Raw genomic sequence first — 18,918 nt, 5'->3', positions numbered from 1 at the left:
ACAGGCGCGCAAACGCACCGACGTTGATGGTGTGGTGGGCCAGCTGGCCTGCTTGCCGGGCTGTGGGTGCACAGGGTGCAATGATTGCTATTGAATAGATAGCTGATCGCGCTGATACATCAAGCGCTAGCGGCCTATTTGGTTCGGAATTCAAGTGCCTGTGCAATCGCGTGGCGCAGGATGCTGGTGCGCAGGTCGAATTCGGGCAGCACCCACTGTGCAAAGGCCTGGGCTGGCGCGCTCCAGCGGTCGCGCGCAGTGTTGGGCGCGGTGCGGTGGGCGGCGCCGATCTGGCCCCAGGCCCATTCCAGGAGCACCAGTGCCACGGCGCGCAGGTAGTCGTCGGCCACCCAGTAGGGCAGTTCGGGGTCGGACTGGGCGGCGATCGCCAGGGTCTGTGTGATCTCGACCAGCGCATGGCGGCGCGCGCTGGCAGCGGCGCTGGGGGCTGCGCCGGGCAGTGCAGCCAGCAGCGCCGCCAGGCCCTGGCCCCCATCGGCCAGCGCCTTGCGCACCAGCAGGTCGATGGCCTGGATCTCGTTCGTGCCCTCGTAGATCATGGCCACGCGCGCATCGCGCACGATCTGTTCGATGCCCCATTCGCGCACGTAGCCGTGGCCGCCAAACACCTGCAGGCAGGCGCTGGCGCCGTGAAAACCCTGGTCGGTGAGCGCGGCCTTGAGCACGGGCGTGACAAGCGCGCACCAGCGTTGCGCGGCAGCGCGCTCGGCAGCGTCGGGGTGGTGCTTGGCCACGTCCAGTTGCAGGGCCGTGTGGTAAGCCAGCACGCGCCCGCCGTCGATCCAGGCGCGCTGCGTGTGCAGGATGCGGCGGATGGCGGGGTGGTCTTGAATGAGGCTGGTGTCCTTGGCGCCGGGGGCGCGCATCTGGCGGCGCTCTGCGGCGTAGGCACTGGCTTTTTGCCACGCGGCCTCCAGCAGGCCGATGCCTTGCAAGCCCACGTGCAGGCGTGCGGCGTTCATCATCACGAACATGGCGGCCAGGCCCTTGTTCGCCTCACCCACCAGCCAGCCGGTGGCGTCGTCAAAGCGCATCACGCAGGTGGGGCTGCCGTGCAGGCCCATCTTTTCTTCGATGCGCTCGCAAACGACAGCATTGCGGGTGCCATCCTGAAGAATCTTGGGCACCAGGAACAGCGACAGGCCCTTGGGCCCCGCCGGTGCATCGGGCAGGCGCGCCAGCACCAGGTGGACGATGTTGTCCGTCAGGTCGTGCTCACCGCCGGAGATAAAAATCTTGCTGCCGTTCACCCGCGCGCTGCCGTCGGGCTGGGGCACGCCGCGTGTGCGCACCAGCCCCAGGTCGCTGCCCGCGTGGGCTTCGGTCAGGCACATGGTGGCCAGCCACTCGCCGGTGGCGACCTTCTCCAGGTACTGCGCCTTCAGCGCATCGCTGGCGTGGTGCTTGATGCATTCGTACGCGCCGTGTAGCAGGCCGGGCGCCATGGTCCAGCCGTGGTTGGCCCCGGCCAGCCATTCGTACAGCACGCATTCCAGCACCGTGGGCAGGCCCTGGCCGCCGTCCTCCAGCGCGCAGGCCAGCGCGGGCCAGCCGCCTTGCCAGAAGGCCTGGTAGGCCTCGCGAAAACCCGGCGGCGTGTGCACCTGCCCTGCGTCAAACCGGCAGCCCACCTCGTCGCCCGTGCGCTGCAGCGGGGCCACGGCGGTGTCCACAAACCTGGCGGCTTCGGCCAGCACCTGGGCGGCCAGGTCGGCATCGGTGTCGGCAAACGGCGCCAGCGCCTGCCACTGCGCGGGGGCCTGCAGCACGTTGTTCAGCAAGAACTGGATGTCGGCGAGGGACTGGCGTGCGGGCATGAATTACTCTTGTTTTGATAGCTGCTGACGCTTTCTGGATAAGCGCTGGAGGCTGTTTTTGCTTGAGTTCTTGAACTGAGTCGGCGGGCCGCTCGCCTTCGGCCCGAACGGGTGATGGGGTTCGCGTTAAAAGCGCTGCCACGCCTGTGTCCGTGGATACCGGCGCGCCCCAAGGCGAGGGCCGCCGCGCAAGGGCCGCCCTGCCGCGCTGGCGGCGTCCCCCTCCCACGCGCCAGCGTGAGAGAGGGGGTGAAGGCGCGTAGCGCCTCAGGGGGGTGACCCTCAGCTTTCCGAGGTGAACCCGATCTGCTTGACCAGCGGGCCCCAGCGCTCGAACTCGGCCTTCTGGTCGGCCAGCATTTCCTGCGGGGTGCTGCCGTGGGCCACAAGCCCGACAACGCCGATCGAGTCGATCACGGCCTTGTCCTTGAGGGCGGCCGTGATGGCTGCGTTGGCGCTGGCCAGTGTGGCGGCCGGGGTCTTGGCCGGGGCGTAGAAGCCAAACCATTCCTCGGAGGTCACATCGGGGAAGCCCAGTTCGGTGAAGGTGGGCACGTCGGGCAGGTAGGGCGAACGCTTTTTTCCCGACGTGGCCAGCACGCGCACGCGGCCGGTCTTCATGTACTGCAGGTAATCACCACTGGGGTTCATGGCGGCAGCGATCTGGCCGCCCACCAGGTCGGTGATGCTGGGCACAGTGCCGCGGTAGGGCACGTGCTTGAGTTCCACATTGGCGCGGATGCCCAGTAGCGCGCCCAGCAGGTGGGGCATGGTGCCCGCGCCGGGCGTGCCGTACATGGCCTTGTCGGGGTTGGCCTTGGCCCACTTCAGGAAGTCCGCCAGCGTTTTCACTTCAGCGGGCACGGCAGGCCCCACCGCCAGGCCGTGGTGCATGATCGCGCCGATGGAAACTGGCGTGACTTCCTCCGGCTTGTAGCTGAGCTTGGGGTAGATGTGGGGGTACACCGCCATGGCCGACACGGGGGCCAGCGTCAGCACCGAGCCATCGGCCGGGGAGTTCTTCAGCGTTTCCACCGCAATGCGGCCGCCGGCGCCGGGCTTGTTCTCCACAAAGCCGGGGTTCTTGCTGTAGGCCGTTCCGCCCAGCTTTTCGGCCACGCGGCGCGCCACGCTGTCGCCTGCGCTGCCGGCGGGAAAGCCATACATGATCTTGACCTGGTCCAGTGCCTGAGCAAATGTGGTCAGGGGATAGAACGCCCCGAGGGCCGCGGCCGAGCCGAGGGTTTGTACAAAGTGGCGTCGGGTGGTTGTCATGTTGTCTCCTGGTGTAGTGCTTGGTGAGTTTTCGATATTCAACGCAGTGTTTGGCTCACACCATCGCGTCCTTCATTTCGCTGCGCGCTGACCGTTGACACTGGCGCGCCTCCCGCCAGTGCCACCGTGGAACTGGCTTTGCCAGGCCACCGGTGGCGTCCCCCTCCCGAAGGAGAGGGGGAAGGCGCGTAGCGACTCAGGGGGTGCTTCATCTCGGCGCCATGCGCAGGGCGCCGTCCAGGCGGATGACTTCGCCGTTCAAGTGCCCGTTGGTGACGATGTGGCAGGCCAGCTCGGCAAACTCTTCGGGCTTGCCCAGGCGCGGCGGAAAAGGGATGCTGGCCGCCAGCGACTGCTGCACGGCTTCGGGCAGCTCTTTCATCAGCGGTGTGGCAAACAGGCCGGGTGCCACGGTGCACACGCGGATGGCGTGCTGCGCCAGGTCGCGCGCCATGGGCAGCGTCATGCCGGCCAGGCCCGCTTTGGATGCGCTGTAGGCCTGCTGGCCCACCTGGCCGTCAAACGCGGCGACGGAGGCAGTGAACATCATCACGCCGCGCTCGCCGTTGTCCAGCACGGGCAGCTTGGCGCACGCAGCGGCAAACAAACGGCTCACGTTGTAGCTGCCGATGAGGTTGATGTTGACCACGCGCACAAAGTCTTCCAGCGGCGCAGCGCTGCCGTCGCGCTGCACCACGCGCTTGGCGCTGCCGATGCCGGCCACGTTCATCAGGATGCGCGCGGGGCCGTGGGCGGCTGCGGCTTTCTCCAGCGCAGCGGTGACGCTGGCCGCATCGGTGATGTCGCAGGCGCAGGCCACGGCGCAGCCGTTGCCAAACTCTTTGCCAATCTCGGCGGCGACCTTTTCGGCCAGCTCGGCATTGCGGTCGAGCACGGCCACCTTGGCGCCCCGGCGGGCCAGTTCGCGTGCGGTGGCCTCGCCGAGGCCCGATGCGCCACCCGTCACGAGGGCGGCTTGTCCTTGAATCTGCATGGTGGAATCCTGGTGGTGGCGCTCAGGCGCCGGGTTTGAGGATGTGGGGGGCGGTGTCGTCGTGCAGGGCCTGCACCAGTGCATCGCGGTGCTTGAGCACGGCGCGCTGGTTGACGGAGCCCTTGTCGGTGATCTCGCCCTTGTCGATGGAGGGCGGCTCGGCCATCAGCAGCGCACGTGCCACACGACTGGCGCTGCCGGTGGACTCGCGGGCCAATCCGTCCAGCACGGCCTCGATGCGCTGGCGCACGGCGGGGTGGGCCACCACGTCGGCCAAGGGCGCGTCGGGGCCGAGGCCTGCAGCCTCCGCCACGGCGCGGCAGGCGGGGGAGGGGAACAGCAGGGCGCCCACTTCCTTCATGTTCAGGCCGGTCAGCACCACGTCCTGGATGTAGGGCGCGCCCGCCACGATGATCTTGGCGCGCATCGGGCCCACGCTCACGAAGGTGCCGGTGGAGAGCTTGAAGTCCTCGGCAATGCGGCCGTCAAACGCCAGGCCCCGGTGGATGTTGTTCTCGTCGATCCACTTCACGGCGTCGCCGGTGCACAGGTAGCCTTCGTCGTCAAACGCATCGCGCGTGGCGGCGTCGGAGCGCCAGTAGCCGGGCGTGACGTTGGGGCCGCGGTAGCGCACCTCGGTCTTGCCATCCACCTCCACCAGCTTGAGCACCATGCCGGGCACGGGCGCGCCGATGTGGCCGGAGCGCACGTCGGGGCTGTTGCAGAACATGGCCGAGGGGGCGGATTCCGTCATGCCCAGGCCCGTGCACATCACGATGCGCTCGCCAATGGCGGCCTCTTGCGTGGCGTGCAGGCTGTCCCACACGGGCTGGGCCAGGCCGGCGCCCGAGTAGAAGAACAGGCGCACGCGCGACAGCAGGTTGCTGCGCAGCGCGGCGTCGGTCTTCATGGCCTCGGCAATCATTTCAAAGCCGGTGGGCACGTTGAAGTACACGGTGGGCGCGATCTCGCGCAGGTTGCGCAGCGTTTCGCCGATCAATGCCGCCGTGGGCTTGCCGTCGTCGATGTACAGCGTGCCGCCATGCATCAGCGTGAGGCCGAAGTTGTGGTTGCTGCCGAAGGTGTGGTTCCACGGCAGCCAGTCCACCAGCACGGGCGGGGCCTCGGCCAGCACCGGCAGCGACAGCGTGATCTGCTGCAGGTTGGCACACCACATGCGCTGGGTGTTGATGACCGGCTTGGGCATCTTGGTGGAGCCGCTGGTGAACAGGAACTTCACGATGGTGCCGGGGCCGGTGGCGTGCATGGCTGCGTCCACCGCCGGGGTGGGGGCGGTGGCCTTGAGGCTGCTGAACGTGCCGGTGGTGCGGCCCGCGATGGCGCCCTGGGCCAGGATCACTTCCACATCGGCGGCCACCGTGGCGGCGATGGCGCGGCCGTAGCGCGCGCCGTCGGCCGCAAACACCAGGCCGGGCGTGAGCGTGTCGATGACGTGGCGCAGCTTGTCGTAGTCCTGGCTCACGGTGGCGTAGGCGGGCGACACGGGGCAGTAAGGTACCCCGGCGTACACGCAGCCCAGCGCCAGCAGCGCGTGTTCGACAGTGTTCTCGCTCAGCACCACCACCGGGCGCTCTGCGCTCAGGCCGCGGTCCAGCAGCGCCTGGCCAATGCTGCGCGCGGCGTCGAGCGCCTGGGCGTAGGTCACGTGCTGCCAGTCACCGGTCTCGCCGCCACCGAGCTGCTCGCGCCGCGCCAGAAAGCTGCGGTCCGGCGTGGCCTCGGCCCAGTGCACCAGGTAGTCGGTCACACGCCGTGCGTAGGCGCCCAGGGGCAGGTCGGCCTGCAGGTAGCGCACGCCCGCTGCGCCGTCGCGCAGGCTGACGCGGGTGACGCCGAAGGTCACCGGGCGGTAGCGGGGCAGGGTGGACGAAGGGGGCGTGTGGGGCAGTGCGCTCATGGGGAATCCGGGGTGGTTGGGGCAGAGGGCTGCAGGCGGTTCGTATGGACCCGCGTCGAATCCCTACAGGCCGTTCGGGCTGAGCTTGTCGAAGCTTGGTACCGCGCTAGGGCAGGCTCAGCGTGAACGGGTTGGGGTTGCAAACGCACGGCGTCAGTCCTGCTTGCGGACCTTGGCGGCGCGGCCTTCGAGGAAATCGGCCAGGCGCGCCTTGGCCTCGGGCGCACTCTGCGCAATGGCGGCCATCATGGCTTCGGTGAAGAAGCCCTGGTCGGCGGGCTGCTCGGCAATGCGGGGCAGGGCGTGCATCAGTGCGTAGTTGGTCAGTGGCGCGTTCTGCGCCACGCGCACGGCCAGCTCCAGGGCCTTCTCGAACGCCTTGCCTTCGGGCACCAGGTATTGCGCAAAGCCGACCTTTTCACCGTCTTGTGCGTTGTAGACGCGGCCGGTGAGCATCATGTCCGTCATGCGCGCGGCGCCAATCAGCTTGGGGATGCGCACCGCACCACCACCGCCCACAAAGATGCCACGCGAGCCCTCGGGCAGCGCGTAGAAGGTGGATTCGTCGGCCACGCGGATGTGACAGGCACTGGCCAGCTCCAGCCCGCCGCCCACCACGGCGCCGTGCAGCGCGGCAATCACCGGCACGGGGCCGTACTGCACACGCTCCAGCGCGGCATGCCACATGCGCGAGTGGTGCAGGCCCTGGCCGGCGTCGCGTTCTTTCAGCTCCGACAGGTCGAGCCCTGCGCAGAAATGGGGGCCGTCGCCATCGATGACAGCGGCGCGCACGGTGCTGGGCATTTTCTCGAACAGGTCGCGCAGCGCGAGGATCAGGCCGTCGTTCAGCGCGTTGCGCTTGGCCGCACGGGTCAGGCGGATCACGGCCACTTCCTGCTGGTCGCCGGTGAGTTCGAAATGGATGTCTGGATGGGTCATAGAGGCTTTCGTGTTGGTTGAATTGTGGTTATAGTTCATAACCAATTCAAGCAAGCCAAGCCCGTTTTTCATTGGTGTTTACCCTTGATCTGCGTCACGTCCCGTGGCGCATGCTGGCGGCATGGACCAACAAAACAGGGTGCCAACCCAGGAGACACGCATGGACCACGCAAACCTGATTGCGATCGACATCCACACCCACGCCGAAGTGAGCTGCTGGAACCCGTTCGACAACTACGGCGAGGAATACGACCGCGCCGCCGACAAGTACTTCAAGAACGGCCGCCGCCCCACCATTGCCGAAACGGTGGCGTACTACCGCGAGCAGAAAATTGGCCTGGTGATGTTCACCGTGGACGCGGAGTCCAAGATGGGCCGCCGCCGCATTCCCAACGAAGAGATCGCCGAAGCGGCCAAGGCCAACAGCGACATGATGACGGCCTTCGCCAGCATCGACCCCCACAAGGGCAAGATGGGCGCGCGCGAGGCCCGCCGCCTGATCGAGGAGTTCGGCATCAAGGGCTTCAAGTTCCACCCCACGGTGCAGGCCTACCACCCCTACGACAAGATGGCGTGGCCCATCTACGAGGTGATTGCCGAATACGGCATGCCCGCCATCTTCCACACCGGGCACAGCGGCATCGGCAGCGGCATGCGCTGCGGCGGTGGCCTGCGGTTGGAATACTCCAATCCCATGCACCTGGACGATGTGGCGATTGACTTCCCCGACATGCAGATCGTGATGGCGCACCCGAGCTTCCCGTGGCAGGACGAGGCTTTGAGCGTGGCCACGCACAAGCCCAATGTGTGGATCGACCTGTCGGGCTGGAGCCCCAAATATTTCCCCAAGCAGCTGGTGCAGTACGCCAACACTCTGCTGAAGGACCGCGTGCTGTTCGGTAGCGATTACCCGCTGATCACGCCCGAGCGCTGGATGAAGGACTTCCAGGAAGCGGGCTTCAAGCCCGAGGTGATGCCGGGCATCCTGAAGGGCAACGCGGTGCGGTTGCTGGGGCTGGACAAGCCTCTGGGAGCCGCCGTGGCCGCGACCGCGCCGGCTTCCATGCCGCAAACCCCTGCCTGATCAGTCGTAGATCTTCTGCAGCAGGCGAATCAGCGTCTTGCGCTCGGTGGCGGTGAGGCGTCCGCTGGCGTCCTGCTCCAGCTGGGCCGCGGTCGCTTCGGCTTGCGCCGTCAGGTCGGTGCCTTCGGAGGTGAGGTGCACGCCCATGGCACGGCCGTCGCTCGGGTGCGGGCGGCGCTCGATCAGGCCCCGCCGCTCCAGCGCGGCGATCAGCCCCACCATGTTGGGCGGCAGCACATTGAGCGTGGCGCACAGCTGGCGCGAGGTGATGCCCGGGTTGTGCGCCACCAGCGACAGCACCGAGAAATCCACCACCTTGAGGTCGTACACCGCCATGCGATCCATGAACACTTCGATGATGGCGAGCGCCGCGCGGCGCGTGTTGTAGCCCACCAGCGTGCGCAAGAAGGTGGTGTCCACCCGGTCCACCGACTCGGCGGTGGCAGGCATCAGGGTTTCAGCAGGGGCCGTGGACGGCACGGTTTTCGGGCGGGAGCGAACGCTGGGCATGGGGCAATTGTGACGGGATGGGCTCAACGGCACGGTGCAGGGCAGGCCGACAAAGGGCGTGGCGCCAGGGGTTGGATAAAAAATTTGAAAGAAATCGGCCTCCAGCGCTTTACCAGTATGCGCTAGTAGCTATCAATTTGATATTGGTGGTTGCCCTCGAATCACACGGGGCTGCGCAGCACCCGGCGGTATTGCACGGCCTCGGCCACATGGCTCACCTGCGTGGTGGTGGCGCCCGCCAGGTCGGCAATGGTGCGTGCCACCTTCAGCGCGCGGTGCGTGCTGCGTGCCGACCAGCCCAGGCGCGCGGCGGCGGTGTTGAGGAACTTGGCGGCCGCGTCATCCAGCAGCAGGTGGGTGTCGATGGCCTGCCCCTGCAGCGCCTGGTTGGTGGTGCCCTGGCGTGCCAGCGCCACCGCCCGTGCGCGTGCCACGCGCTCGCGGATGGCCCCGGTGGCCTCGCCGGCGGGGGCCTGCACCAGCTGGTCGGCGGGCACGGCAGGCACCTCCACATGCAGGTCAATGCGGTCCAGCAGCGGCCCGCTGAGCTTGGACTGGTAGCGGTGGATCTGATCGGGCGTGCAGCGGCAGGCGCGCTGGGTGGAGCCCAGGTAGCCACACGGGCACGGGTTCATCGCCGCAATCATCTGGAACCGGGCTGGGAAGTCCGCACGCTGCGCCGCCCGGGAGATGGTGATGTGGCCGGTCTCCAGCGGCTCGCGCAGCGCTTCCAGCGCAGCGCGCGGGAATTCGGGCATTTCGTCGAGAAACAGGACACCGTTGTGCGCCAGCGATATTTCGCCCGGCCGCGGGGGCGAGCCGCCCCCCACCAGCGCCACCGCACTCGCCGTGTGGTGCGGTGCTGCCGTGGGCCGCTGCCCCCATCGGTCGGTATGAAAGCGCCCGGCCAGGCTGGCAATGGCGGCGCTCTCCAGCGCCTCGTCCACGGTCATGGCGGGCAGCAGGCCGGCAAATCGCAGCGCCAGCATCGACTTGCCCGAGCCTGGCGGCCCGGCCATCAGCACGCTGTGGCCGCCCGCGGCTGCGATCTCCAGCGCGCGTTTGGCGCTGGACTGCCCCTTTACGTCGGCCATGTCCGGCCCTGCGGTGCTGGTGGCCATGGGGGTGGCCTGCAGGCGTGTCCAGCCGTCGTTGGCCACATCGGCATCGCCCGCCGCCACGCTGCCCGGCGGCAGGAAGGCGCGCACCACGTCCAGCAGGTGCCGCGCCCGCACCACCTGCGCTGCGGGCACCAGTGCGGCCTCTTCGGCGCTGCCCGGGGGCAGCACCAGCTGCGCGGTGATCTGCTGCGTCTGCAGCGCCAGGCTGGTGGCCAGTGCGCCGCGCACGGGGCGCAGCTCGCCCGACAGCGACAGCTCGCCCGCAAACTCGTAGCCCGCCAGCCGCGCCCCGTCCACCTGCCCGCTGGCGGCCAGGATGCCCAGCGCTATGGGCAGGTCAAACCGGCCGGAATCCTTGGGCAAATCTGCGGGGGCGAGGTTGACGGTAATGCGCTTGTTGTGCGGGAACTCCAGCCCTGCGTTCTGCAGCGCAGAGCGCACGCGCTCGCGCGCCTCTTTCACCTCCACCTCGGCCAGGCCGACGAGCGTGAAGCTCGGCAGACCATTGGCCAGATGCACTTCCACGGTGACGGAAGGCGCCTGCAGCCCCAGAAGGGCGCGGCTTTGCACCAAAGCAAGACTCATGAAGCGGTTTCTCCCCAGATGGGTGCGTTTTATGGTTTTTTGACACCGCGTGCCGGCCAGGCGCACCAGCAAGGTGCGGCAGAACCGGGCGCGCACCGCCACTGTAGCGGGGTTCGCTGTAACGCAACGCAACGGGGAGCGGGCCATGCACCGGCGCGTGGCACGGTCCGTGCTTAAAGGGCTTGTCCCTACTTTGTCCCACCCGGAGGAAACATGACCCGCGCCATCATCAAGACCCTCGGCGTTGCCCTTGTGGCAACCCTGCCCCTGCTGGCCCACGCCCAGCTCAGCGGCAACGTCAGCCTGACCACCAACTACAAGTTCCGGGGCCAGGACCAAGATGCCTCCAGGTCCAAGGCCGTCAAGCCCGCGCTGCAGGGCGGTTTTGACTACGCCTTCGGCGACACCGGTTGGTATGTCGGCAACTGGAACTCCAGCGTCGACTGGCTTGCCAACAACTCGCTCGAGGCCGACCTGTACGGCGGCTACAAGTTCAAGGCCGGCGATGTGGACCTGGACGTGGGTGCGCTCACCTACATCTACCCCGGCAACAGCTCCGGCAACACCACCGAGCTGTACGGCGGCGTGAGCTTCGGCCCTTTCAGCGCCAAGTACTCGCACACCGTTTCCAAGGACTATTTCGGCTGGGCCGGCGCCAAGGCGGGCTCGGGCCTGAAGGGCCGCAACACCGGCTACCTGGGCTTCACGTTTGCGCACGAAGTGGCGCCCAGCATCACGGTCAAGGCCACGGTGGGCTTCACGCGCTTTTCCAGCGACATCAAGGACCAGGGCGTACCCAACTACATGGACTACAGCGTGGGCGGCGCGTATGACTTCGGTGACGGCCTCTCGCTCGGCGCGGCCGTGGTGGGCGCCAACAAGAAGGCCTACTTTGGCGATGTCAACAAGTCGCGCGTGATCGTCACGCTGACCAAAACCCTGTAAGCAAACCCCATGGGCGCGCTGCGCCCGTTCCGGAGGAATCGAAAATGAAAATGGTGACAGCCATCATCAAGCCCTTCAAGCTGGACGAGGTGCGTGAAGCGCTTTCGGACATCGGCGTGCAAGGCATCACAGTGACCGAGGTGAAGGGCTTTGGCCGCCAGAAGGGCCACACCGAGCTGTATCGCGGTGCCGAGTACGTGGTGGACTTTCTTCCCAAGGTGAAGATCGAGGCGGCCATTGCCGACGACCTGGTGGACCGCGTGATCGAAGCGATCGAAAGCGCCGCCCGCACCGGCAAGATTGGCGACGGCAAGATCTTCGTGACCCACCTGGAGCAGGTGGTGCGCATCCGCACTGGCGAAACCGGCAAGGAAGCCCTGTAAAGGCCCGGCCGCAAACCATCCAAGAAGAGAAACGCCATGAAAAAACTGTTTGCTTCCTTCATTCTCGGGCTCAGTCTGCTGTCCTTCGGCTCTGCAGCCCTGGCCCAGGCGCCCGCTGCGCCCGACGCTGCTGTGGCAGCCCCGGCCGCCGCCGAGGCCCCTGCTGCCGCACCCGCACCAGCCCCGGTTGCTGCCCAAGCGGCTCCGGCCGAGGCACCTGCTGCCGCTGAAGCGCCTGCGCCCAAGATCGACTCCGGCGACACCGCCTGGATGCTGACCTCCACGCTGCTTGTGATCCTCATGACCATCCCCGGCCTCGCGCTGTTCTACGGCGGCCTGGGCCGCAGCAAGAACATGCTGTCGGTGCTGATGCAGGTGTTCGTGGTCTTCTCGCTGGTGTCGCTGCTGTGGGCCATCTATGGCTACAGCCTGGCGTTCTCGGGCGAAGGCAAGTTCCTGGGCGGGCTGGACAAGATCTTCCTCAAGGGCGTGAACCAGGAGACCTTTGGTGCGCTGGCCACCATTCCCGAGTACGTGTTCATCGCATTCCAGGGCACGTTTGCCGCCATCACCGTGGCACTGATCGTGGGCTCGTTTGCCGAGCGCATCAAGTTCGCCGCCGTGCTCATCTTCTCGGTGCTGTGGTTCACCTTCAGCTACGTGCCCATGGCCCACATCGTGTGGGGTGGCGGCCTGCTGGCAGCCGATGGCGCGCTGGACTTTGCCGGCGGCACCGTGGTGCACATCAACGCCGGTATCGCCGGCCTGGTGGGCGCGTACATGGTGGGCAAGCGCATCGGTTACGGCAAGGAAGCCCTCACGCCCCACAGCCTGACGCTGACGATGGTGGGTGCCTCGCTGCTGTGGGTGGGCTGGTTCGGCTTCAACGCAGGCTCTGCCGGCGCTGCCAACGCCAACGCCGGTCTGGCGTTCATCAACACCGTGCTGGCCACTGCAGCCGCCACGCTGTCCTGGATCGCCGGCGAAGCGCTGCACAAGGGCAAGGGCTCCATGCTGGGCGCGGCCTCTGGTGCGGTGGCGGGCCTGGTGGCCGTGACGCCAGCGGCCGGGTTCGTGGGCCCCATGGGTTCCATCGTGATCGGCCTGATCTCCGGTGTGGTCTGCCTGTGGGGTGTGAGTGGCCTCAAGCGCCTGCTGAACGTGGACGACGCGTTTGACGTGTTCGGCGTGCACGGCGTGGGCGGCATCGTGGGTGCCATCCTGACCGGTGTGTTTGCCGCGCAAAGCCTGGGCGGCACCGGCGGCCTGGCCCCCGACACCTTCGCCATGGGCGCCCAGGTGTGGATCCAGGTCAAGAGCGTGTTGTTCACCATCGTGTGGTCTGGCGTGGTGGCCTTCATCGCCTACAAGATCGCTGATCTGCTGGTGGGCCTGCGTGTCTCGGAAGAAGCCGAACGCGAAGGTCTGGACATCACCTCGCACGGCGAGACAGCGTACAACCGCTGATCCTCGGCCCTGCGCCCAACGCGCTGCGGTGTCTGGTGGCACCGCAGCGTTGCAAGAAGAACCAGCGAGTTGCTCCCCCTGGGGATTGAACGGGCCCGCCGCTACACACGGCGGGCTTCTTTTGGTCTGTGGGGGGGCTCAGCCATTTGCACGCGCGCTGTTCAAAAAATTCACACCCCCGCCCCGCCACCCTGAACACGGCTGCCGCTACGATGCAAGGCATGGACTTTGCCCTTGCCCAGATCACCGACCGCGTGCGCGCCGCTGCCGCCGACCAGACACCGCTGCGCCTTCGGGGGGGTGGAACCAAGGATTTCTGGGGCCATGCGCTCCAGGGCGACGTACTCGATACCCGCGTGCTGCGCGGCATCCTGAGCTACGAGCCGAGCGAGCTGGTGGTCACCGTGCGCGCGGGCACGCCGCTGGCCGAGCTGGAAGCCGCGCTGGCCGAGCAGGGCCAGTGCCTGCCCTTCGAGCCCCCCATTTCGCAAGGACCCCCGCTGAGGGAGCCACGGTGGGCGGCATGGTGGCCGCAGGCCTGTCGGGCCCCGCGCGTGCCAGCGTGGGGGCGGTGCGTGACTATCTGCTGGGCGTCACGCTGCTCAACGGCCGGGCCGAGCTACTGACTTTTGGCGGCCAGGTCATGAAAAACGTGGCCGGGTACGACGTGTCGCGCCTCATGGCAGGGGCCTGGGGCACTCTGGGCTTGCTGACCGAAGTGAGCCTCAAGGTGCTGCCCGTGCCGCCCGGCGAGGCCACCTTGCGCTTTGACGACTGCAACCAGGCCGACGCGCTGCGCAAGCTGCACGCCTGGGGTGGCCAGCCCCTGCCGCTCAATGCCAGCTGCTGGGTGAACGATGGCACGGCGGGCGCGGGCACGCTGTATGTGCGTCTGCGTGGCGCCGTGGCGGCGGTGGAGGCCGCATGCCGCAGCATGGGCGGCACGCGGCTGGACAACGCCACCGTGGCCCCCGACTGGGCAGCCTGCCGCGAGCAGACCTTGCCCTGGTTTGCCGCCCGTGCCCAGCACCCGGACCATGCCCTGTGGCGCCTGTCGGTGCCCGCCACGGCGCCGGTGCTGACCCTGCCTGCCGGTGCGCAGCCCCTGGTGGAGTGGCATGGCGCCCTGCGCTGGGTGCAGGCGCCTGAATCCGCAGGTGACGCACTGCGCGCCGCTGCCGATGCAGTGGGTGGCAGTACTTCTGTTTTTGTAGCTGCTGGCGCAAGTGGGACAAGCGCTGGAGGCCAATTTGATCTCAAATCCCCGGCGCTGGAGCAGATCCACGCCCGGCTCAAGCGCAGCTTCGATCCGGCGGGCATCTTCAACCCCGGCCGCATGGCGCCGGGCTGGTGACAGCGGCTGCCGCGAACCGCCGGGCCCTTTTCACGCATCTCATGCGACGCTTGCGCCACCTCACCGGACACCGCCGCACGGTCGCCAGCAACCGGGTGCTTGGCCTGCTGCTGGCCTTCAACGCCGGAGCGGTCAATGCCGGGGGCTTTCTGGTGGTGCACCTGTACACCTCGCACATGACGGGCTTCGTCTCCATGCTGGCCGACAACCTGGTGCTGGGCAACATGGCTTTGGTGCTGGGCGCCGTGGGGGCGCTGCTGGCGTTTGTGAGCGGCGCTGCCACCACCGCCGTGATGGTGAACTGGGCGCGCCAGCGCAAGCTGCACAGCAGCTACGCACTGCCGCTGCTGGTGGTGGCAGTGCTGATGCTGGTGTTTGGCCTGGTGGGCGCCATCACGCTCAACTGGCGCACGCCGTTTGCCGTGCCCACCACCGTGTTGCTGCTGTCCTTCATCATGGGCCTGCAGAACGCCACCGTGACCAAGATGTCCTCGTCCCAGATCCGCACCACCCACATGACCGGCGTGGTGACCGACCTGGGCATCGAGCTGGGCAAGATGCTGTACTGGAACCGCACCGGCACCGCCCCCGAATCGCAGGTGCGCGCCAACCAGGCGCGGCTGCGGCTGTTTGCGGGGCTGCTGGCCATGTTTCTGGTGGGCGGCATTGCGGGCGCGGCGGGGTTCAAGCATGTCGGCTTCGTGTTTGTGGTGCCGCTGGCGCTGGTGCTGCTGGCCCTGTCGCTGCCGCCGCTGTGGGCCGACCGTGCGCGCTTGCGCCATCCGCTGCGCAAGCTGCCGGCATCGGGCCTGCCGCTGGACCCGCCGCCCGACCCACCGGCCATGCGCTGAACCTGCTTTGCTCCCCCCATTTGGTACCCGTCCAGGCCGCACCCCATGCAAACCCAACTCTCCCCCGAATACGCCGCCCGCGCCGATGGCCTGGAGGCCGAAGCCATCCTGCGCAAATGCGTGCACTGCGGCTTTTGCACCGCCACCTGCCCCACCTACCAGCTGCTGGGCGACGAGCTGGACGGCCCGCGCGGCCGCATCTACCTCATCAAGCAGGTGCTCGAAGGCGACGAGCCCACCCGCAAGACCCAGATGCACCTGGACCGGTGCCTGACCTGCCGCAACTGCGAAACCACCTGCCCCAGCGGCGTGCAGTACGGCCACCTGGTGGACATCGGCCGCAAGATCGTTGATGAAAAAGTGCCCCGCCCCGTGGGCGAAAAAGCCCTGCGCTGGGCGCTGAAGGAAGGCCTGCCCTCGCCGCTGTTCGCCCCCGCCATGAAGGCCGGGCAAATGGTGCGCGGCCTGCTGCCCGCCTCTTTGAAAGCCAAGGTGCCCGCCGCCCAGGACGCCGGCGCCTGGCCCACACGCGAACATGCGCGCAAGGTGCTCATGCTGGCGGGCTGCGTGCAGCCCGCGATGATGCCCAACATCAACACCGCCACGGCCAGAGTGCTCGACGCGGTGGGCATCCAGACCGTGATCGCGCCCAAGGCCGGGTGCTGCGGCGCCGTCAAGTTCCACCTCAACGACCAGGCAGGCGGCATGGCGGAGATGCGCGCCAACATCGATGCGTGGTGGCCCCTGGTGGAGCAGGGCGGGGTGGAGGCCATCGTCATGAACGCCTCGGGCTGCGGCGTCACCGTCAAGGAATACGGCTACATCCTGAGGGACGATGCGGCATACGCGGCCAAGGCCGAGCGCATCAGCGCCCTCACGCGCGACCTGTCGGAGCTGCTGCCCGCCATGCTGCCCGAGCTGGCCCGCACGCTGCGCGGCCGCGTGCCGCCGTCCGACGTGCTGTACGCCTACCACCCGCCCTGCACCCTGCAGCACGGCCAGAAGCTGCGCGGCGGGGTGGAGTCGCATCTGGCGCAACTCGGCTTCAGGCTGCGCGTGGCCCGCAACGAGGCGCACCTGTGCTGCGGTTCCGCCGGCACGTATTCGGTGCTGAACCCCGAGCTGTCGTACCAGCTGCGCGACCGCAAACTGGGCCATTTGAACGAGGCCTTTGGCGAACAGCCCCCGGACACCATCCTGTCGGCCAACATCGGCTGCATCACCCACCTGCAAAGCGGCACGGCCACGCCCGTGCGCCACTGGGTGGAGGTGCTGGACGAGGCGCTGGTTTCCTCCCGCCAGGGCTGACGGGCCAGCGCACTCACCGCCTGGCAGCCCAGGCGCGCAGTTCGGCTTCGGGCAGGGGACGGCTGAAGAGGTAGCCCTGGAACAGGTCGCACCCCGAGCGCCTGAGGCGGTCGCGCTGGGCATCTGTTTCCACCCCTTCGGCGAGAACGCGCAGGTCCAGCTGGTGGGCCATGGCCACGATGGCGTCGATCAGCACGGCCGGGCGCTTGCCCTCGCCACTTTGTTCGGGCGCGTCGATGTCCATGATGAAAGACCGGTCGATCTTGAGCACGTCGATGGGCAGGCGCTTGAGGTATGCCAGGCTGGAGTACCCCGTGCCAAAGTCGTCCAGCGCAAAGCGCATGCCATGGCGTCGCAACCGGGCCATTTTCTCCAGGGTCGCTTCCAGGTCGTCCACCAGCACGCTCTCGGTGAGTTCCAGCTCGAGCGAGGCCGCGCTGATGCCCAGGAGCGAGACCAGGTTCTCGACGCGGCCGGTGAAATCGGGCTCGCGGAACTGGCGAGCGCTCACGTTCACGGCCATCGTGAGGTCTCTGGCCCAGCTGCTGCAGGCCGGGTCGGTTTGCCAGCGGTGCAGGGCGCCGAAAGCTTCCTCCAGCACCCAATGGCCCAGCGGCACGATCAGGCCACTGGCTTCGGCGTCCGGGATGAACTGCGTCGGTGACACCAGACCCCGCTGCGGGTCTTGCCAGCGCACCAGCGCCTCCACGCCGACCAGTTGACCCAGCGCGTTGAGCTGCGGCTGGTAGTGCAGCACCAGAGGCACCGGGGCGGACTGGAGTGCGCGGCGCAGGTCGTTGCGCAATGCGAGGCGCTCGCTGGCGGCTTCTTGCAGTGCGTGCGCAAAAAACTGTACGCGGCTGTCACCTGCATTTTTGGCGCGGTGCATGGCCGTCTCCGCTTCGCGCAGCAGCTCGGGGGCATCACGGCTGTCATTCGGGATCATCACCACCCCCGCTCCGGCCGACAGGTGCAGCGTATGGCCTTGCACTTGCACGGGCTCGGCAATCGCAGCCAGCACTCGTTCGATGCAGCGTGCGGCCTCGGCCGACGCATCCTTCAGATCGCCCGGCAGGTCGCACAGCAGCAGGGCAAAGGTGTCGCCATCCACGCGGGCCAGCGTCTGGCCTTGCCGCTGCAGCGCGCTCATGCGCTGCGCCAGCGTGCGCAGCACGGTGTCACCCGCAGCCATCCCCAGCGAATCGTTCACCGATTGAAAAGCATCGATGTTGATGGCCGCCAAAGCAGCGCGGCGCGATTGCGCACCCGCGGTGGCAAGTGCCTGCTCCACTTGCTCCAGCAGAAAGCGGCGGTTGCTCAGCCCGGTCAGTGCATCGAAATGGGCCAGCCGCCGGATTTCCGCCTCGGCCGCCAGCCGGGTGCGGATGTCGCGCACAGCCACCGCGCGCACCTGCCGTGTGCCCAGCTGCTGCATGCGGACACTGCATTCGCAGGGGATGATCTGCCCGTTGGAGTCGATGAGGCCCACCTCCCAGATGCCCTCGGCGCCATGCGCCATGCGTTGCTGGATGACTTCAACATACGAGGGCGCCACCCACGACAGAACGGCCGTGCCAATCAGGCCGCCAGGGGCCACGCCCATCAGCCGCTCGGCGGCAGAGTTGGCATCGGTGACCCGTCCGCTCTCGTGCAGGATGATCGCCTCGAAGGCAGCGTCAGACAGCTGGCGAAAGCGTGCCTCGCTTTCGGCCAGTGCCGTGTTGCGCGCCTGGATTTCGGCCGCCATGCGTTCCATGGCGTGCCCCAGCTCACCGAATTCACCCTGGCCGCACCACTGGGGCAGATCGGTATAGTCGCCAGCGCCGATGCGCTGCATGCCGGCGCGCAATGCCGCCACCGGCCGCAAGATGCCCTGCCGTGCCAGTTCCAGAAGACCCAGTGCGGCCAGCAAAACGGCCGCAGCGAGCGCCAGGCCTTGCCGCTGGATCTGACCCCAGGTCTGGGCGGCCACCGGGCGCAGGTCGTAGTCAATCCACAGCAGTCCCTGTCGCGTGGCACGCATTTCACCGGGCTGCAATGCCAGGGTGACGGGCGCCAGTGCGGTCAGCCGCAACTGGGCGCGATCCAGGCTCAAGACCTCCCGCTGGGCCTCGCGCACCTGGCGGGCCGAGTCTTCGGTGAAACCCGGCACCAGGCCGGCGGCCGGCTGGCCTTTCCAGGCAAATCGGGTGGCTGCCACCACCTTGCCATCGGGGCCCAGGAGCGCCGCGTACGCGATCACCGGGTTCAGCCCCAGATGTGACACCACGCCTTCGGTGCCGCTGCCATCGCCGCGGCGCAGCACGGTTTCCAGCGCGCTTTTGGGTTTCCAGCAGTTCCGCATGC

Annotated in this window: 14 protein-coding genes and 1 pseudogene; 7 read left to right on the top strand and 8 right to left on the bottom strand. The window is 67.7% G+C overall.

Features of this window, described 5'->3' with window-relative positions; translation table 11 throughout:
* Positions 1-134: 134 nt before the first annotated feature.
* From KYG_RS04680 to KYG_RS04660, 5 genes are all read right to left on the bottom strand, one after another.
* Complete coding sequence (locus KYG_RS04680) at positions 135-1,838, bottom strand: acyl-CoA dehydrogenase family protein (RefSeq protein WP_008903686.1); 1,704 nt, start codon at positions 1,836-1,838, stop codon at positions 135-137.
* 282 nt (positions 1,839-2,120) lie between these two features.
* Positions 2,121-3,113, bottom strand: coding sequence for a tripartite tricarboxylate transporter substrate-binding protein (locus tag KYG_RS04675; protein ID WP_008903685.1), 993 nt, complete (start codon positions 3,111-3,113; stop codon positions 2,121-2,123).
* A 208-nt stretch (positions 3,114-3,321) separates the two neighbouring features.
* On the bottom strand, positions 3,322-4,107 hold the full coding sequence (locus tag KYG_RS04670) for an SDR family NAD(P)-dependent oxidoreductase (protein WP_008903684.1): 786 nt from the start codon (positions 4,105-4,107) through the stop codon (positions 3,322-3,324).
* Positions 4,108-4,129: 22 nt separating this feature from the next.
* Positions 4,130-6,025, bottom strand: coding sequence for a feruloyl-CoA synthase (locus KYG_RS04665; RefSeq protein ID WP_008903683.1), 1,896 nt, complete (start codon positions 6,023-6,025; stop codon positions 4,130-4,132).
* A 153-nt stretch (positions 6,026-6,178) separates the two neighbouring features.
* Positions 6,179-6,964 (bottom strand): crotonase/enoyl-CoA hydratase family protein, encoded by a 786-nt coding sequence (locus KYG_RS04660; RefSeq protein ID WP_008903682.1) that lies wholly within the window; start codon positions 6,962-6,964, stop codon positions 6,179-6,181.
* 160 nt (positions 6,965-7,124) lie between these two features.
* Here KYG_RS04660 and KYG_RS04655 point away from each other — a divergent pair, with 160 nt between their 5' ends.
* Positions 7,125-8,048, top strand: coding sequence for a 4-hydroxyphenyl-beta-ketoacyl-CoA hydrolase (locus KYG_RS04655; RefSeq protein WP_008903681.1), 924 nt, complete (start codon positions 7,125-7,127; stop codon positions 8,046-8,048).
* Here KYG_RS04655 and KYG_RS04650 read toward each other — a convergent pair whose 3' ends face one another.
* Positions 8,049-8,558: a MarR family winged helix-turn-helix transcriptional regulator gene (locus KYG_RS04650; protein ID WP_034693164.1), complete on the bottom strand. Its 510-nt coding sequence runs from the start codon at positions 8,556-8,558 to the stop codon at positions 8,049-8,051.
* Between the two features lie 161 nt (positions 8,559-8,719).
* Positions 8,720-10,264: a YifB family Mg chelatase-like AAA ATPase gene (locus KYG_RS04645; protein ID WP_034693193.1), complete on the bottom strand. Its 1,545-nt coding sequence runs from the start codon at positions 10,262-10,264 to the stop codon at positions 8,720-8,722.
* Between the two features lie 213 nt (positions 10,265-10,477).
* On the opposite strand from KYG_RS04645, the gene KYG_RS04640 reads away from it, so the two are divergent.
* From KYG_RS04640 to glcF, 6 genes and pseudogenes are all read left to right on the top strand, one after another.
* Positions 10,478-11,209, top strand: a complete 732-nt coding sequence (locus KYG_RS04640; RefSeq protein WP_008903678.1) for a TorF family putative porin — start codon at positions 10,478-10,480, stop codon at positions 11,207-11,209.
* Between the two features lie 44 nt (positions 11,210-11,253).
* Positions 11,254-11,592 (top strand): P-II family nitrogen regulator, encoded by a 339-nt coding sequence (gene glnK / locus KYG_RS04635; RefSeq protein ID WP_008903677.1) that lies wholly within the window; start codon positions 11,254-11,256, stop codon positions 11,590-11,592.
* A gap of 36 nt (positions 11,593-11,628) precedes the next feature.
* A complete protein-coding gene (amt, locus tag KYG_RS04630) occupies positions 11,629-13,059 on the top strand; it encodes an ammonium transporter (protein WP_008903676.1) in 1,431 nt (476 codons plus the stop codon).
* A gap of 221 nt (positions 13,060-13,280) precedes the next feature.
* Positions 13,281-14,413: pseudogene (gene glcE, locus KYG_RS04625) on the top strand (glycolate oxidase subunit GlcE).
* Positions 14,414-14,454: 41 nt separating this feature from the next.
* Positions 14,455-15,264, top strand: a complete 810-nt coding sequence (locus KYG_RS04620; RefSeq protein ID WP_034693159.1) for a YoaK family protein — start codon at positions 14,455-14,457, stop codon at positions 15,262-15,264.
* Positions 15,265-15,309: 45 nt separating this feature from the next.
* Positions 15,310-16,572: a glycolate oxidase subunit GlcF gene (glcF, locus tag KYG_RS04615; RefSeq protein ID WP_008903672.1), complete on the top strand. Its 1,263-nt coding sequence runs from the start codon at positions 15,310-15,312 to the stop codon at positions 16,570-16,572.
* A gap of 13 nt (positions 16,573-16,585) precedes the next feature.
* On the opposite strand, the gene KYG_RS04610 is transcribed toward glcF, so the two are convergent.
* A complete protein-coding gene (locus KYG_RS04610) occupies positions 16,586-18,916 on the bottom strand; it encodes a bifunctional diguanylate cyclase/phosphodiesterase (protein ID WP_008903671.1) in 2,331 nt (776 codons plus the stop codon).
* Positions 18,917-18,918 lie beyond the last annotated feature (2 nt).

The organism is Acidovorax sp. NO-1 (assembly GCF_000238595.1).
Taxonomy (GTDB): domain Bacteria; phylum Pseudomonadota; class Gammaproteobacteria; order Burkholderiales; family Burkholderiaceae_C; genus Acidovorax.
Note: the sequence above shows the minus strand (reverse complement) of the source record. Positions and strands in the feature narration are given on the sequence as shown.

What these genes read in the sequence shown, in the direction of transcription:
- KYG_RS04680 (WP_008903686.1), bottom strand. Translation starts at nt 1,838, where the DNA reads ATGCCCGCACGCCAGTCCCTCGCCGACATCCAGTTCTTGCTGAACAAC.
- KYG_RS04675 (WP_008903685.1), bottom strand. Translation starts at nt 3,113, where the DNA reads ATGACAACCACCCGACGCCACTTTGTACAAACCCTCGGCTCGGCCGCG.
- KYG_RS04670 (WP_008903684.1), bottom strand. Translation starts at nt 4,107, where the DNA reads ATGCAGATTCAAGGACAAGCCGCCCTCGTGACGGGTGGCGCATCGGGC.
- KYG_RS04665 (WP_008903683.1), bottom strand. Translation starts at nt 6,025, where the DNA reads ATGAGCGCACTGCCCCACACGCCCCCTTCGTCCACCCTGCCCCGCTAC.
- KYG_RS04660 (WP_008903682.1), bottom strand. Translation starts at nt 6,964, where the DNA reads ATGACCCATCCAGACATCCATTTCGAACTCACCGGCGACCAGCAGGAA.
- KYG_RS04655 (WP_008903681.1), top strand. Translation starts at nt 7,125, where the DNA reads ATGGACCACGCAAACCTGATTGCGATCGACATCCACACCCACGCCGAA.
- KYG_RS04650 (WP_034693164.1), bottom strand. Translation starts at nt 8,558, where the DNA reads ATGCCCAGCGTTCGCTCCCGCCCGAAAACCGTGCCGTCCACGGCCCCT.
- KYG_RS04645 (WP_034693193.1), bottom strand. Translation starts at nt 10,264, where the DNA reads ATGAGTCTTGCTTTGGTGCAAAGCCGCGCCCTTCTGGGGCTGCAGGCG.
- KYG_RS04640 (WP_008903678.1), top strand. Translation starts at nt 10,478, where the DNA reads ATGACCCGCGCCATCATCAAGACCCTCGGCGTTGCCCTTGTGGCAACC.
- glnK (WP_008903677.1), top strand. Translation starts at nt 11,254, where the DNA reads ATGAAAATGGTGACAGCCATCATCAAGCCCTTCAAGCTGGACGAGGTG.
- amt (WP_008903676.1), top strand. Translation starts at nt 11,629, where the DNA reads ATGAAAAAACTGTTTGCTTCCTTCATTCTCGGGCTCAGTCTGCTGTCC.
- KYG_RS04620 (WP_034693159.1), top strand. Translation starts at nt 14,455, where the DNA reads ATGCGACGCTTGCGCCACCTCACCGGACACCGCCGCACGGTCGCCAGC.
- glcF (WP_008903672.1), top strand. Translation starts at nt 15,310, where the DNA reads ATGCAAACCCAACTCTCCCCCGAATACGCCGCCCGCGCCGATGGCCTG.
- KYG_RS04610 (WP_008903671.1), bottom strand. Translation starts at nt 18,916, where the DNA reads ATGCGGAACTGCTGGAAACCCAAAAGCGCGCTGGAAACCGTGCTGCGC.